This window comes from Paraburkholderia diazotrophica (genome assembly GCF_038900755.1).
Taxonomy (GTDB): domain Bacteria; phylum Pseudomonadota; class Gammaproteobacteria; order Burkholderiales; family Burkholderiaceae; genus Paraburkholderia; species Paraburkholderia diazotrophica_A.
In genome coordinates this window covers 870,887-885,651 of the sequence record NZ_JBBPEN010000001.1, presented here as the reverse complement: position 1 = coordinate 885,651, position 14,765 = coordinate 870,887, and the positions used below count along the sequence as shown (strand labels likewise).

Sequence of the window (14,765 nt, the reverse complement as noted above, 5' to 3'; positions counted from 1 at the left end):
CTACCCAAGCAGACACGAGCGACAGTGGGACAGTTCCATGATTGCCGGCTTGAGATTCGATTTGCATGCCGCCTGGGGTCTTCGCGTCTCGCACGATGCGGGTGCAGACAGCTCTGTTCCTTGCACTAGTATGGATGAGTAACAAGGCGGATCGGAGACAGCATCGTCCTGCTGCGCCGTTGCGCGTCCCGCTGCGTCTCGTTGCCCAGCCGCTGCCCAGCCGCTCGCGTCGCCGTGCTCCGATGGAGGTCGAAATGAACGCACAATCCGTGCTCGGTATGATCCACGCGCAGGAACTGCTGATCGTGTCCCTCATCCGCGCGCTCCCGCCCGACGCGCGGCGCAAGGTTTTCGATGAGTTTCACGGCCAAGTCGAACTGGCCGAAGCACCGCATCTGAGCGACGGCCATGACCGCGAGTTGACGGAAGCATTTAGGGCGCATATCCGCAAGCTGTCGATTTTGCTTGCGTCGTGTAGCTGAATCCGTCGATCGCGCTCGATGGCGAACTGATGGTCGTGGGTGACGCAGCGCGTTCGCTCGTTCGCTCGTTCGCTCGTTCGCTCGTTCGTCGTTGTCGAATCCCAAACCCACTCGCGCGGCGTGGGCCTGACAGTTAGTTGCATCACCTGTAGCCGCGCAGCGTGCGATGTCGCAAGCACATCTGGCGGGCGCCGCGCCCGCTTGCAACCACCTTTCATACAGGCCATTTGTGCCTGGCTTCGAGCGCGATCCGCGCGGCTCTGCAACAATTGCTACATTCGCGCCGCGCGCCGCTGCCCTGCTGCCCGGCGCGCGCCTGTTGCGCCATTCCAGCCCCTGCCGAGCCGTCCTTGTCCGAGATCACGCCCAATCCGGCGCGCGTCGCCGATGCGCCCATGTCCACCCGTCACCGCTATGCGTTGGCGGCGATCATGCTGTCCGTCGCGCTCGCCTCGCTCGATACCGCGATCGCCAACACCGCGCTGCCCGCGATGGCTGCGAATCTGCATGCAAGGCCGGCCGCGTCCGTGTGGATCATCAACGCGTATCAGCTTGCGATGGTCGCGACGCTGCTGCCGCTCGCCGCGCTCGGCGACATCGTCGAGCACCGGCGCATCTACATCTGCGGCATCGCGGTGTTCACGGCGTCCTCGCTGGCGTGCGCGCTCTCGCCGACGCTGCCCGTGCTCGCGAGCGCCCGCGTCGTGCAGGGACTCGGCGCGGCCGCCATCATGAGCGTCAACACAGCGTTGATCAAGCACATGTACCCGCCGCATCAGTTGGGGCGCGGCGTGGGGCTCAATGCGCTGGTCGTGGGCGTGTCGTTCGCAGTGGGACCGACGGTGGCGTCGCTGATCCTGTCCGTCGCCAGCTGGCCGTGGCTCTTCGCCGTCAATGTGCCGCTCGGCGTACTGGCGCTATCGTTCGCGCTGCCGGGACTGCCGCGCACGCCGCGCGGCACGCATCAATTCGACAGGATCGCGGCGCTGCTCAACGTGATCACGTTTGCCGCGCTGATCTTCGCGTTGGGCGAAGCGGCGCAGCGCGCGCCGTCGACGCTCGTGCTGGGCGCGGCTGCCGTCGCCATCGTGTTCGGCGCGCTGCTGATGCGCCGCGAAGCCGGCCACCCCGCGCCGATGCTGCCCGTCGACTTGTTCAAGCTGCCCGTGTTCGCGCTTTCGTCGCTGACAGCCGTGTGCTCGTTCGCTGCGCAAGGGCTCGCGTTCGTCTCGCTGCCCTTTTATTTCGAGGATGTTTTGCATCGCAGCCAGGTCGAGACCGGCTTTCTGATGACGCCCTGGCCCGTGATCGTCGCGCTTGCGGCGCCGTTCGCGGGACGGCTGTCGGACCGCTACCCGCCGGGGCTGCTTGGCGCGATCGGCCTCGCGATTCTATGCGGCGGCATGGCCTCGCTCGCGATGCTGCCGCCGCATCCGCCCGTGCTCGACATCACGATTCGCATGGCGATCTGCGGCGCGGGCTTCGGCTTTTTCCAGTCGCCCAATCTGAAAGCGCTGATGGCAAGCGCGCCGCCTCATCGCAGCGGCGGCGCGAGCGGCATCATCGCGACGTCGAGACTGATCGGGCAGACGACGGGCGCCGCGCTCGTCGCGCTGAGCTTCAGCATCGCGGGACGCCACGGCCCGACGCTATCGCTCGCGGCGGGTGCCGTGTTCGCCGGCGCGGCCAGCATCGCAAGCGGCTTGCGGCTCTTCGCGCCGTCGCATCGCGCGCAGACGACCGCCGCTACCATGACAGCGGCAAAGGATCGATAGACGGTAATGCGCGCGTGCCGCGGACAACGCGGCACGTCATGCGACGCACAGCACGGCGGCAGCGCGCATCGCGCCGATCAGCGCGCGAAATACCCCTTCACTGCCGACACGAACGTATCGATATCGGCACGCGACACGTCCATGTGCGTGACGAAACGCGACGCGTACAACATCTGCGTGAGGATGCCGCGTTCCTTGAGCCACGCTTCGAGCGGCGCGCAATGCTCCTGTGGAAACTGCGCGAACACCATGTTGGTGGCATGCGACTGCACCTTCACCTGATCGATCTGCGCGAGGCCCGCAGCCAGATGCGCGGCGTTGTCATGGTCTTCGGCGAGACGCTCGACGTTGTGCTCGAGCGCATACAGACACGCCGCCGCGAGCAGCCCCGCCTGCCGCATGCCGCCGCCCAGCACCTTGCGCCAGCGGTGCGCAACGTCGATCAGCGCCTTGCTGCCGACCAGCACCGAACCCACGGGCGCGCCAAGGCCTTTCGAAAAACAGATCGATACCGTATCGAACGGCGCGCATAGCGCATCGACGGGCTGCTTCGACGCGACGGCCGCATTGAACACGCGCGCACCGTCAAGATGCGTCGACAGCCCGCGTTCGCGCGCGAGCTGCGTGGCCTCGGTGACATAGCCCGCGAGCAGCACCTTGCCGCCGATCGTGTTTTCGAGCGCGAGCAGACGCGTGCGCGCGAAGTGATTGTCGATGGGCTTGATCGCGGCCGCGATCTTGTCGAGGGGAAGCGAGCCGTCGAGCGCATTCTCGATCGGCTGCGGCTGGATGCTGCCGAGCACGGCCGCGCCGCCGCCCTCGTATTTGTACGTGTGCGCGGCCTGCCCGACGATGTATTCGTCGCCGCGCGCGCAATGCGCCATCAATGCGGCGAGATTGCTCTGCGTGCCGCTCGGGAAGAACAGCCCTGCCTCCTTGCCCGCGCGCGCGGCAACGGTGTCTTGCAGACGCTGGACTGTCGGGTCGTCTCCCCAGACGTCGTCGCCGACTTCGGCGGCTGTCATCGTGGCGAGCATGTCCTTGCTCGGTCGGGTCACGGTATCGCTGCGCAAATCGATCATGTGCTTTTCCTCGTGGATGACGAAGCGCCTCACGTACAACGGCACGACGTGTGAAGCGCGCGATTGAATCCGCAGAGTGTATCAACTCCGCCCGCGACGAGCAGTTAGCCGGATGGCCAGGTAGATCGCCTCCCTTGGCGGGCGGATCATAAGATGGTGCTCAAGATTTGCGTCCATCGGCCGATACAGCAGTTGCCGACACACCTGAGAGACCTCGCTTTGAAAACGAAGATATGGCTGGCGTCGATTGCCGCCTCTGTTGCGTTGTGCGCATGCGCGCCGTCAGTTCCCGTTCAGGGCGTTCAGTTCACGCCCGTGGCCGCCACACAGCAGCAGCGCATACGGATAGTCGACACCGTGCGTATCCGGCTTTCTACGGGGTATTCGCGGCGCATTTCGAGCGGCTCGCTCTGGCGTCTGGCAGGCGAGCTTCCGCAGGGCTTTGCGTACAGGCCAATCAACGACGTGTTCACCGTCGAAGGCCGGCAGGTGCACGAGGCTTGGCTCGTGGTGAAAAACGATCACCTGGTGGGCTTCTATCTGCCCGGCGAATCGCATTTCTCTCCGCTCGATCCCACACAATCGATAACTACCGAGACCCTCCATGATTAAGCTTTCCCGCGTTCTTATCGCTGCATCGGCAGCCGCACTGCTCGCAACGGGCTGCGCCAGCGGCCCCGAATTCAAGGACGTTGCATCGTCGATTCCGACCATCAAGGAATCGCAAGGCCGCATCTATTTCTATCGTTCGAACTCGATGTTCGGCGCAGCGCTGCAGCCGGACATCAACCTGAACGACCAGGTTGTCGGCAAATCGAAGCCGGGCGGTTTCTTCTACGTCGACGAGCCGGCCGGCGACTATGTCGTCTCGACCGCCACCGAAACCAAGAAGACGCTCTCGCTCAAGCTCGAAGCGGGCGAAACGAAGTATGTGAAGACCAGTGTCGGCCTGGGCCTGCTGGTCGGCCGCATCATCCCTTCGCTGGAATCGTCGGAAGTCGCCAACAAGGACCTCGAAGGCCTGCACTACATCGGCACGCCGACCACGGCAGCTTCGAAGTAACGCCAGGCGACGAAATCGACGAAATGGCCGGCGGCATCCGGCATGCCGCCAGCCTTCGCGCGCTGCTTCATGCGCCATTTCACGCGTTCGCTTCGCGCATCCACCGCACGAAGCAAACGCACAGCTTCAGGGCGTCGCCACGGCCCATTGCCGCGAATCGAAAGTATCGGCGAACGCTTCGAAGCCTTCGATGGGAAGCGGGCGGCAGAACAGATAGCCCTGATACGCGTGGCACCCCGCGTCGGCGAGAAACCGGCGCTGCGCTTCCGTCTCGACGCCCTCCGCGATGACGCCCAGCCCGAGGCTTTGCGCGAGCGCGACGATCGCGCGCGCGATCACGGCGTCGTTCGGATCGTCGAGCACGTCGCGCACGAACGACCTGTCGATCTTCAATTGCCCGAGCGGCAGCCGCTTCAGATACGACAGCGACGAGTAGCCGACGCCGAAGTCGTCGAGCGAAAACACCACGCCTCTCGCGCGCAGCAACGTCATCTTGCGGATGATGTCCTCGACGTTGTCGACCAGCACGCTTTCCGTCAGCTCGAGTTTCAGACGGCTCGGATCGGCGCCCGTGCGCGCCAGCACGTCGAGCACGCTGGCGACGAAATTGACTTCGCGAAGCTGCTGCACGCTCACGTTGACGGCGATCGACAGATGCGCCCTGTCCACACGTGTCGCCCATTGCGCGAGCTGCCGGCAAGCCGTTTCCAGCACCTTGTCGCCGAGCGCGAGAATCAGGCCCGTCTCTTCAGCGAGCGGAATGAATTCGGCGGGCGGTATCAGCCCGTGCTCGGGATGCTGCCAGCGCACGAGCGCCTCGGCGCCCGTCACGCGATCGCCGTTGAATACCTGCGCCTGGTAATGCACCAGCAACTGGTCTTCGTCGATTGCGCGGCGCAGCGCCGCTTCCAGCGCCGCGCGTTCCATCACGACGGTCTGCATCGCCGGATCGAAGAAGCAGATCGCGTTGCGCCCGCTCTCCTTCGACTTGTACATCGCGAGGTCGGACTGTTTCAGCAGCTCGTCGATGGACGTTTCGTGTCCCGTGAAGAGCGTCGCGCCGATACTCGCCGTCGTGCGGAATTCCGTGCCGTCGAGATGGTACGTGCGGGAAAGCGCCGCCAGCACCTTTTCGGCGGCGGCCTCGGTTTCGGCGGCCGCGTCCTGGCGGTTGCGGCTCAGGTCGCTCAGCACGACCACGAATTCGTCGCCGCCCATCCGCGCGACCGTATCACCTTCGCGCACGGCCGACAGCAACCGGTATGCGACCTGGCTCAGCAGCAGATCGCCCTTGTCGTGACCGAGCGTGTCGTTGAGCGTCTTGAAGTTGTCGAGATCGACGAACAGCAGCGCGCCGTGCGTATGGTTCTGCGCGCTCAGCGCGATCACCTGCTTCAGCCGGTCGCGCAGCAGCGTGCGGTTCGGCAGATGCGTGAGCGCGTCGAAGAACGCCAGCTCCTTGATCTGCTCTTCCGCGAGCTTGCGCTCCGTGATGTCGTAGTGCGTGCCGACGTAATGCGTGACACGGCCGTCCTGCGCGGTCACGGCCGTGATCGTCAGCCACTTCGGATAGATTTCGCCGTTCTTGCGGCGATCCCATATCTCGCCCTGCCAGCCGCCGACGCGATGAATGGTGTCCCACATCTCGCGGAAGAACGCGGGGTCGTGACGGCCCGAACTGAGCATGCGCGGATTCTTGCCGACCACTTCGTCGGCCGTGTAGCCCGTGCATTGCGTGAACGCCGAGTTGACGCGCAGGATCGTGCCCTTCGCGTCCGTGACCATCATGCCTTCGAGCGAATCGAACGCGACGGCGGCGATGCGCAGCTCCGCCTCGCTCTCGCGCACTTCGGCGGTCATCTTCGAAGCGAGCCGCATTGCGCGGCTGCGGCCGCTCGCGAGGCTCCACGCGAGCAGCGCGAGCAGCAGCGAGAGCCCCGTGCCCGTGCAGGCGATCAGCAGCTTCGCGTTGTGCCCGAAGCGCGCCTTGAAGTCGTGCTGCGCCGCCATCGACAGCGTCCAGTCGTGCCCGCCCACGACGAGATATTCGTTCGCGGAGATCACCTCGCGGCTCTTCGGTTCCGACGACCGGTAGAGCAGCGACTCCGGCGACGGCTGCGTGCCGTCGTAGATCGACAGAAAGAGACCGGGCGGCTGTTCGCCATAGAGACTCGCGAGCACGTCGCGCATGCGGAACGCCGCATACACCCAGCCGAGCAGATGCGCGCGGCGCTCGTCGACGGTATCTTGCGGCTTGCCCTGCTCGTAGATGGGCAGGTACATGACGAAACCGGGCAGCGGCGGCGCGCCCGCATCCGATGCGAGCTGCACCTTGCCCGACACCACGGCGAGCCCTGAATCGCGCGAGCGCTCCATCGCCTGGCGGCGCACGGGATTGGCCCACGCGTCGTAGCCGAGCAGCGAGCCGCCGTCGGCGAGCGGGGGCTCGCGGCTGATCACAGGCGCGTAGCCCGCGCGCTCGCCGGGCGGATCGATCGCATAGTGCCGGCCGAAACGCCCGCGCATGTCGGCCATGTGCGCGTCATGCCGGTCGGCGGGCACCCATTGGACGACGCCGATCGCCTGCATGCCCGAGAAGTTCGCATCGGCGTTGACCGCGCCGAGATAGCCGTGAAACGCCTGCAGATCGAGCGAGCCGCGCGCCGCGAACATGCCCTGCACGCCGCGCAGCATCTGCTCGTAGCTCGCCATCCGCTGCTCGATGCGGCTGACGGAATCGCCCATCGCGAAGTTGAATTCGGAAAGCAGCTCGCGCCTCGCTGCCTGGCGCTCGTGATCCCATACGGACCAGGTGATCGCCAACCCGGTCACGAGAATCAGCAGCGGCAACAGGATCAGGCGCGCACGGTTCATCACGGTGTCGTGAAGTCGACCATCGAATCGGCCAGCTCTGGTTTGAAATACTTCCTGAAAATGCGGCGCACGGTGCCGTCCGCGCGCATCGCGGCGACGAGGGCGCGCCACTTCTCGCGCTCCTGCGGCGACAGCGCCTTCTTCGACATGATGAGGCCGTGCGGCACGGCGGCGTCGTTGAATTCGATGATCGTGGTGATGTCGCGGATGCGCTTCTCATCCAGCGCCGGATAGTCGAACGGCTCGATGATCATCCCCTGAATGCTGCCGCGCATCAGCGCCTGATAAAGCGGCTCGAGGCCGCCCGCCTGACTGACGCGATTGCCCGTGGCGAGCGTATCGACCAGTTCGTTGGCCGACTGACTATACCGGAAGCTCCGGATCACGCCGAGTTGAAACCGGTCGTCGTGTTGGAAATCGGACAACTGATGGATGCCGGCGTCCTTGCGCACGAGCAGGTAGAACTTGTCGCTGAAGTACCAGGCAAACGACGCGTAGCCGTCGCGTTCCTCGTTCGTGATGCCGGACAGGCTGAAGTCGAGCGCGCCGGATTCGATCAGCTTCCAGATCCGCGCCCGCGACATCAGGCTCACGCGGATCTCGCAGCCGCTGCGGCGAATCAGTTCGTCGGCGAAATCCTTGTCGATGCCCGTGTTCGTTTCCAGCGAATACAGCAGGCCGTGATCGTGCAGCGCGAGCGTGAACGGCCGCGAGCAGTCGGGGCCGCCCTGGCTGCTGCTTTGGCTGCTTTGGCTGCTTTGTGCGAATGCGTTGCTGCCCAGCGTGCTCATCGCGATGAGCAGAATTAGCAAACCGATGAGGCCGCGGTGAATCACGGTGACTCCTGTTATCGAGGCTCGGGTTCGGATTCGGTCCGTGTCGGACGACCGGCGAGGCCTGTCATGGCGCTGTCAGCCTCGCATGACGGTTGGCCCGCAGATGAGCAGACCTCACGCGTTAACGGCAAAGTATGACGATGACTTGAGCCATCGTTTCAAGAGGTGCTGGCAAAAACGTCAAAGCGGCTAAAGCGTGCGTTCTCACGGCAAATGATCGATGCATTCCACTTCTTTATTCGTGAGGCGCAAATGCTGGTTAGCGGTCGTTAAGCCCCTTGCCATCGAGAATCTGCTGGCTGCACTTTTCGACTCGCGACACCCTCGTTTTCGATTGCGTGGGCGCGGAGAAATAGAGAAGGTAAGCGCGTTGCCGCCCGGGAGTCAGCGCATTGAAAGCGTCTTTCAACTCGGGCATTTCGTCCAGTTTGTTCTGGAATTCTTCTGGAACGGCAAATTCCGCGGTCTTTTTTAAAGTCACCTTCAGGCCGGCTTTTTCTACTTCGACGGCTTCGCGGATATAGGACTTCAGCACGTCGACCATTGCGTCGATGTCGCGAATGTCGGTGAACCGTATCTGGCGCGACGACTGCACGTTTTCGGTCTGCGCGATCAGAATGCCTTTGGCGTCCTTTAACAGCGCGCCCTTGAAAAACAGAAGCGCGCAATACTCCTTGAATCCGTGCATCAGAACGACGTTTCTTTTATCGAACGTGTAGCAGGGAACGCCCCACTTCAGTTCTTCCGTCAACTGACAGTCGAGAATGATCGCTCTCAGTTTCTCGAACTCTTTCTGCCATTTTTTGGTCTTGCTTAGAAAGGCATCGACCTCCGGATTCATTTGCGGCGCTCCGATGTGGAATGAACCCGTTATCTAACTGCATCCGTGTAACAAGTCAATATCGGTGGGAGCGTCAGGTCAGGGACGGCACGACGCCCGCGCTTCTCTCAATGCCCCAGCGACTCCACTTTATTCGGCAGCGTATCGACGCCATGCGGCCGCGCCATCTGCTTGATCAGCAGCGCGACGCATGCAATCAGCCCCGCGACCGCGACCGTTGCGAACACGCCCGAGAACGTGAAATGCCGGCGCGTCAGCTCGGCCACGAGGAACGACCCGGCGATTCCGCCGAAGCGTCCGACGCCGAGCATCCATGCCACGCCCGTCCCGCGCCCTTCCGTCGGATAGAACGCAGCGGCGAGCGCCGGCATCGACGACTGCGCGGTATTCATCAATACGCCGGCGATAAACACGATCGCCACGAGCGCGCCGACATTGCCCGCAGCCTGTCCGATGGAATACACGCTGACGGCCGTGAGCGCATAACACACGGCGATCACGCGATTTGCGTTGAAGCGATCCATCAGCACACCGCACAAAACCGCGCCCACGCCGCCCAACGGGAACAGCGCGGAAATCAGCGTCGCGCTCTTCGGCGTCAGGCCCGCATCCTTCAACAGGATCGGCATCCAGTTGATCGACGCGTAGAAGATCACGAGGCCCATGAAATACGTGACCCACAGCATCACCGAGCCGACGATGTACGAACGCGACAGCACGACGCCCGCGCCCTTGCCGCCCGTTTGCGGCGCGGTCTCGGTCATCACGAACGAACCGGCACCCAGCGCCGCCGATGAAATGCGCGCGAGCGTCGCGCGAATCCGCTCGACGGCATGACGGTTCGCAACCATGAACCGCACCGACTCCGGCATCTTGACGAGCAGCACGACACCGAGCAGCAACGGCGTCACGCCGCCGAGCATCAGCACGCTGCGCCAGCCGAAATGCGGAATCATCCACGCGGCCAGAAAGCCGCCGAACGCGGCGCCAAGCGGAAAGCCGCAGAACATCAGATTGATCACCGTCGCGCGGCGGCGATCGGGGCAGAACTCGCCCATCATCGTGACGGCGTTCGGCATCGCAGCGCCAAGACCGACGCCCGTGACGAAGCGCAGCACGGTCAGTTGTCCGATGCTCGACGAAAACGCCGACGCGAGACACGCAAGCCCGAACAGCAACACCGAGCCGAGCAGCAGCGAACGGCGTCCGAGGCGGTCGGACAACGGGCCCGAAACAAGCGCGCCGCATGCGAGGCCGAACAGCGCGGCGCTCAGCACGGGCGCGAGATCGGGCCGGGACAGGTGCCACTGCGTCAGCAACGACGGCGCGATAAAGCCGATTGCGGCCGTGTCGAAACCGTCCAGCAGAACGATCACGAAGCACATGAAGAAAACGAGCCATTGGAAGCCGCCGAATGGCTGCTCGTTGATGAACGTCTGAACGTTCACGACGGAAGTGCGGTTCATCGCCTGTCTCCTACACATGGCGCAGCGTGCTGTGCTGCGTCCAGTCGTCCTGAAGTGCCTGGAAGCGATGCGCGATCCGCGCGCCTCGCTTCGGATCTGTCAAGCGGCGCAAGCCGCGTTTTCTGGCGTCGACATCGGCTCATTTGCCGATGTTCGCATATCGCACAATCTTTCAAATTGCGAACACTTTAGCCGTTGCGCTCGGCAGGCGTCAATGAAGGGTAACTACCGATGGCCGTAGCCGCCGCAAGAATCCACTCGGCGCGACGGATGCCTTATCAAGCGTAACAGGCCTTCCGTCAGATATCGTTGTGCGCCCAAGTGTTTTCCCGTCACTCACTTACAAACAAAAAAACTTCCATTACGTTTTACTTTCATCTATAACGACAGGGCATGCGCGAACACGCCTGTCTCGTTGCATGTCCTCAGCCCGTCTGTGCTAGCCGACGGGCTTTTTTTTTGCTCACCCAGCATAAGCCTGGCGCACCTACAACTTCCTTTCATCAAACGAATCCACTCGGTGAAAACCCCCTGCCGCTTTCACTTGACTTACTTGATATATCACATATCGTATGGGATCTATCAGCGCTGCTTTTTTAGCAGACGGTGATCGGAAGCCCGGTCTGGCTTTCGCAAATTATCAGGCAAGCAAGTCGGCAACCATCGAGCATGGGACGAGAGTCGGCGCGCAAGCGCAGCTCCCGTCGACAAAGGAGACAGTGATGAAGACGGAGCATCAGGAACAGGCGGCATCGTGGTACGCATCACCGTGGGCGCAACTGGTATTCGGCGTGATCTGCATGGCAATGATCGCCAACATGCAATACGGCTGGACGTTGTTCGTCAATCCCATCGACGAAAAGTACCACTGGGGCCGCGCCGCCATTCAGGTGGCGTTCACCATCTTCGTCGTCACGGAAACATGGCTGGTGCCGATCGAGGGCTACCTCGTCGACAAGTACGGACCTAAACCCGTCGTAGTCGGCGGCGGCCTGCTGTGCGCGCTCGCGTGGGTCATCAACTCAATGGCGTCGTCCCTGCCGCTGTTGTATGTGGCCGCGGCCATCGGCGGCATCGGCGCGGGGGCCGTGTATGGCACCTGCGTCGGCAACGCGCTAAAGTGGTTCCCCACCCGCCGCGGGCTTGCAGCGGGCATTACGGCGGCCGGATTCGGCGCGGGATCGGCGGCGACCGTCGTGCCGATCGCGAACATGATCAAGCACAGCGGATACGAGGCCACGTTCCTCTGGTTCGGCCTCGGCCAGGGGATCGTCGTGTTCGCGCTCGGTCTCTTCCTGCTTGCGCCGCCCGCCAGCATGCTCGCCGATATGAGCAATGCGGTGAAGAGCACGCTCAAGCGCGCCGTTCACAACGCGACGCCTCGCGAAGTGGTCTCGGCGCCCGTGTTCTGGGTCATGTACCTGATGTTCGTGATGATGGCGGCAGGCGGCCTGATGGCGACGGCGCAACTGGGCCCCATCGCCAAGGACTTCGGCTTGCACGATTCGCCCGTTTCGCTGATCGGCCTGACGCTGCCCGCGCTGACGTTCGCATTGGCGATCGACCGCGTGCTCAACGGCTTGACCCGCCCGTTCTTCGGCTGGGTCTCCGACCGCATCGGCCGTGAGAACACGATGTTCGTCGCGTTTGCGATCGAGGCGATCGGCATTGTCGCGCTGTCGAAGTTCGGCCACAGCCCGACTGCGTTCGTCGTGCTGACGGGCATCGTGTTCTTCGCGTGGGGCGAGATCTACAGTCTCTTCCCGGCCACTTGCGGCGACACGTTCGGACCGAAGTTCGCCGCAACCAACGCTGGCCTGCTGTACACCGCGAAAGGCACGGCCGCGCTGCTCGTGCCGTTCACGAGCATCGTCACGGCGGCGACGGGAAGCTGGCATGCCGTGTTCATGCTCGCATCCGGCATGGCGGCCGTCGCTGCGCTGCTGGCGCTGTTCGTGCTCAAGCCGATGCGGCGCGCGTATGTGCTCCAGCACGCGGAGCCGTCGCTCGAGATGCCGTACGAATCCACGCGCATCAGCGAATCGGCGCGCATTTCCGCGGGAGGCAGCTAAGCAGCGGCGAGCAACCCCGCTGAACAACGCTGATCCGCGGCACGCATTGCCGCCACAGCTGCAAGGGTGTCCGCTCGCGATACACAGGCGATTGCGGAACGGACACCCGCTCACATGCATGCCAAACCTGACGCACTCTGTAGCGGTGGGCGTGACACACTGCCCTGCCGCAGACGCTGCCGTTGCGCATTCAGGCATCACGAGCCGTCGCAGCAAGGCACGCAGCGCGCCGCGACCATTCGCCTGGCACGAACCGTGCGCGCCACGCTGTCGCTGATACGCACGCCCTTTTCCGACGCTTCCTTTCCGATCCGCTGGCGTACGTGTCGCCCTTCCGACAACGGCCGACCGCAGAGGCGAATCCGATGGAAAGCGAAGAGCTACTTGAGGACTGGCGCAAGCTCGCGCTCGATATCGAGCATCAGGTGGAGAACGCCGTCATCGGGCAGCGCGAGACCATCCGTCTGATCAACGTCGCGCTGTTCGCTCGCGGCCACGTGCTGCTGGAAGGCGGCGTCGGCGTCGGCAAGACGACGATCCTGCGCGCGTTCGCGCGCGCGATCGGCGGCGATTTCGAGCGCGTCGAAGGCACGATCGATCTGATGCCGGGCGATCTCGTCTATCACACTTACGTCGACGCCGAAGGCAAGCCGCGCATCGAGCCGGGCCCGCTGATCAAGCACGGCGAACGGCTCGCGACGTTCTTCTTCAACGAGATCAACCGCGCGCGTCCGCAGGTGCAATCGCTGCTGCTGCGCGCGATGGCCGAGCGCTCCGTGTTCGCGTTCGACCGCGAATATCGCTTCCCGCACATGACCGTGTTCGCCGACCGCAACAAGGTCGAGAAAGAAGAAACGTTCGAGCTGGCGTCGGCGGCGCGCGACCGCTTCATGTTCGAGCTGAACATGTCGACACCCGACGATCAGCCCGCGCGCCGCGCGCTCGTGTTCGATCCCGCCTTTCACGACACGGAAGCGCTGCTCGCGCGCGTCGCGCCCGACGTGCTGCCGTGGCAACGGCTCAACGCGATCGCGGCGGCGATTCAGCGCACGATTCACGCGAGCGAAGCGATCGAGCGCTACGCGCTCGACATCTGGAGCGCAACGGAGAATCCGACGCGATTCGACATCGCGCTCGATGAGGTGGACATGCAGCGCCTGATCCTCGCCGGTGCGAGTCCGCGCGGGATGAGCGCGCTGCTGCGCGCGGCGCGCGTCGTCGCGTGGCTCGAAGGGCGCACGTATCTGATGCCCGAGGACATTCACCGCGTGCTGCTGCCAACCCTCGGCCATCGCGTGTACTTCACGCCCGTCTACGAACTGCGCCGCCAGGAACTCGCCGATGCGCTGATCGCGCAGATCGTATCGAGGATCGCGGCGCCGTGAACACGCTGACCGAGTTCCAGTACCGGCTGCCGATGCGCATATCGGGCGCGCGGCCCGGCGGACATCGCGGATCGAGCGTCGGCATCGGCCAGGAGTTCGCCGCGCACACACGGCTATTCGACTATCCCGATCCGCGCCGGATCGATGTGCGCGCAAGCGTGCGCACGGTCCAGCGCGAATGGCTCGTGCGCGTCCACCGGCAACGCGTGGCCGTGGCCGTGCATGCCGTCGTCGACGTGTCGGGCTCGATGCGCTTCGGCGCCGCGCACACGAAGCTCGATGTCGCCGCAACGTTCGTCGAGGCGCTCGGACACAGCGCGTTTCGCATCGGCGACCCCGTCGGCATGATCGCGTTCGACGACGCCGAGCGCGAAGATCTCTTCGTGCCGGCACGGCATGCTCGCGGGATGGGCGCGCTGATGAGCGGGCTGCTGCGCGCGTCTACGCAAACGGCGGCGCCGCAAACGGGCACGCCCGCGCGCGCGGGCGGCTTGCGCGATGCCGTCACGCGTCTTGCGGGCCGCGCGTGCCTCGTCTTTCTCGTCTCCGATTTTCACTGGCCGCTCGATACGCTGTCGGGACTGCTCGACACGTTGACTCACGCGTGGGTCATCCCCATCGTGATCTGGGACCATGCCGAAATCGAGCCGCCATCGCAGAACGGCTGGATGTCGCTGGCCGATATCGAATCGGGCGAAGCGCGGACGATGTGGATGCGCGACTCGGTCCGCAACCGCTGGCGCGAGGCCGTCGCCGAAAGGCAAGCGCAGATCGTGGCTGCGTTTGCGCGTCATGGCATCCGTCCGTTCTTCAATCGTGGCGCGTTCAATCCCGAGGCGCTCAGCCGCTACTTTCTCGAGATGACGGCATGAATCGCGCTGACGTCACG

The 14,765-nt window shown here is 64.0% G+C and carries 12 protein-coding genes; 7 read left to right on the top strand and 5 right to left on the bottom strand.

The genetic code is table 11. From position 1 onward, the window contains the following. Positions 1 to 254: 254 nt before the first annotated feature. Both AABE10_RS04105 and AABE10_RS04100 read left to right on the top strand, forming a co-directional pair. Positions 255 to 482, top strand: coding sequence for a hypothetical protein (locus AABE10_RS04105; RefSeq protein ID WP_342931985.1), 228 nt, complete (start codon positions 255 to 257; stop codon positions 480 to 482). A gap of 395 nt (positions 483 to 877) precedes the next feature. Then, positions 878 to 2,257, top strand: coding sequence for an MFS transporter (locus AABE10_RS04100; RefSeq protein WP_342932259.1), 1,380 nt, complete (start codon positions 878 to 880; stop codon positions 2,255 to 2,257). Positions 2,258 to 2,334: 77 nt separating this feature from the next. On the opposite strand, the gene ltaE is transcribed toward AABE10_RS04100, so the two are convergent. Beyond that, positions 2,335 to 3,339, bottom strand: a complete 1,005-nt coding sequence (gene ltaE / locus AABE10_RS04095; RefSeq protein ID WP_342931984.1) for a low-specificity L-threonine aldolase — start codon at positions 3,337 to 3,339, stop codon at positions 2,335 to 2,337. Positions 3,340 to 3,492: 153 nt separating this feature from the next. Here ltaE and AABE10_RS04090 point away from each other — a divergent pair, with 153 nt between their 5' ends. Next, on the top strand, positions 3,493 to 3,951 hold the full coding sequence (locus AABE10_RS04090; RefSeq protein ID WP_342931983.1) for a hypothetical protein: 459 nt from the start codon (positions 3,493 to 3,495) through the stop codon (positions 3,949 to 3,951). Then, the gene (locus AABE10_RS04085; RefSeq protein WP_342931982.1) at positions 3,944 to 4,402 is read left to right on the top strand and encodes a DUF2846 domain-containing protein; all 459 of its coding nucleotides are present in this window, start codon (positions 3,944 to 3,946) and stop codon (positions 4,400 to 4,402) included. The genes AABE10_RS04090 and AABE10_RS04085 overlap by 8 nt, the downstream gene beginning before the upstream one ends. A gap of 126 nt (positions 4,403 to 4,528) precedes the next feature. Here AABE10_RS04085 and AABE10_RS04080 read toward each other — a convergent pair whose 3' ends face one another. The 4 genes from AABE10_RS04080 to AABE10_RS04065 form a co-directional block, all read right to left on the bottom strand. Beyond that, positions 4,529 to 7,276, bottom strand: coding sequence for a bifunctional diguanylate cyclase/phosphodiesterase (locus AABE10_RS04080; RefSeq protein WP_342931981.1), 2,748 nt, complete (start codon positions 7,274 to 7,276; stop codon positions 4,529 to 4,531). Further along, on the bottom strand, positions 7,276 to 8,067 hold the full coding sequence (locus AABE10_RS04075) for a substrate-binding periplasmic protein (RefSeq protein ID WP_428983265.1): 792 nt from the start codon (positions 8,065 to 8,067) through the stop codon (positions 7,276 to 7,278). The genes AABE10_RS04080 and AABE10_RS04075 overlap by 1 nt, the downstream gene beginning before the upstream one ends. 304 nt (positions 8,068 to 8,371) lie before the next feature. Next, positions 8,372 to 8,953 (bottom strand): YdeI family protein, encoded by a 582-nt coding sequence (locus AABE10_RS04070; RefSeq protein ID WP_342931979.1) that lies wholly within the window; start codon positions 8,951 to 8,953, stop codon positions 8,372 to 8,374. A 107-nt stretch (positions 8,954 to 9,060) separates the two neighbouring features. Next, a complete protein-coding gene (locus AABE10_RS04065) occupies positions 9,061 to 10,419 on the bottom strand; it encodes an MFS transporter (protein ID WP_342931978.1) in 1,359 nt (452 codons plus the stop codon). A 722-nt stretch (positions 10,420 to 11,141) separates the two neighbouring features. On the opposite strand from AABE10_RS04065, the gene oxlT reads away from it, so the two are divergent. The 3 genes from oxlT to AABE10_RS04050 all read left to right on the top strand — a co-directional run bounded on the left by oxlT (position 11,142) and on the right by AABE10_RS04050 (position 14,748). Further along, positions 11,142 to 12,491: an oxalate/formate MFS antiporter gene (gene oxlT / locus AABE10_RS04060; protein WP_342931977.1), complete on the top strand. Its 1,350-nt coding sequence runs from the start codon at positions 11,142 to 11,144 to the stop codon at positions 12,489 to 12,491. 365 nt (positions 12,492 to 12,856) lie between these two features. Then, positions 12,857 to 13,876 carry a MoxR family ATPase gene (locus AABE10_RS04055; protein ID WP_342931976.1) on the top strand — a complete coding sequence of 340 codons (1,020 nt, stop codon included), beginning with the start codon at positions 12,857 to 12,859 and terminating at the stop codon, positions 13,874 to 13,876. Next, positions 13,873 to 14,748 carry a DUF58 domain-containing protein gene (locus AABE10_RS04050; protein WP_342931975.1) on the top strand — a complete coding sequence of 292 codons (876 nt, stop codon included), beginning with the start codon at positions 13,873 to 13,875 and terminating at the stop codon, positions 14,746 to 14,748. Before AABE10_RS04055 ends, AABE10_RS04050 begins: the two co-directional genes overlap by 4 nt. Positions 14,749 to 14,765 lie beyond the last annotated feature (17 nt).

Bases quoted from the DNA above. Each gene is read 5' to 3' on its own strand.
- AABE10_RS04105 (WP_342931985.1), top strand. From the start codon at position 255: ATGAACGCACAATCCGTGCTCGGTATGATCCACGCGCAGGAACTGCTG.
- AABE10_RS04100 (WP_342932259.1), top strand. From the start codon at position 878: ATGTCCACCCGTCACCGCTATGCGTTGGCGGCGATCATGCTGTCCGTC.
- ltaE (WP_342931984.1), bottom strand. From the start codon at position 3,339: ATGATCGATTTGCGCAGCGATACCGTGACCCGACCGAGCAAGGACATG.
- AABE10_RS04090 (WP_342931983.1), top strand. From the start codon at position 3,493: ATGGTGCTCAAGATTTGCGTCCATCGGCCGATACAGCAGTTGCCGACA.
- AABE10_RS04085 (WP_342931982.1), top strand. From the start codon at position 3,944: ATGATTAAGCTTTCCCGCGTTCTTATCGCTGCATCGGCAGCCGCACTG.
- AABE10_RS04080 (WP_342931981.1), bottom strand. From the start codon at position 7,276: ATGAACCGTGCGCGCCTGATCCTGTTGCCGCTGCTGATTCTCGTGACC.
- AABE10_RS04075 (WP_428983265.1), bottom strand. From the start codon at position 8,067: ATGAGCACGCTGGGCAGCAACGCATTCGCACAAAGCAGCCAAAGCAGC.
- AABE10_RS04070 (WP_342931979.1), bottom strand. From the start codon at position 8,953: ATGAATCCGGAGGTCGATGCCTTTCTAAGCAAGACCAAAAAATGGCAG.
- AABE10_RS04065 (WP_342931978.1), bottom strand. From the start codon at position 10,419: ATGAACCGCACTTCCGTCGTGAACGTTCAGACGTTCATCAACGAGCAG.
- oxlT (WP_342931977.1), top strand. From the start codon at position 11,142: ATGAAGACGGAGCATCAGGAACAGGCGGCATCGTGGTACGCATCACCG.
- AABE10_RS04055 (WP_342931976.1), top strand. From the start codon at position 12,857: ATGGAAAGCGAAGAGCTACTTGAGGACTGGCGCAAGCTCGCGCTCGAT.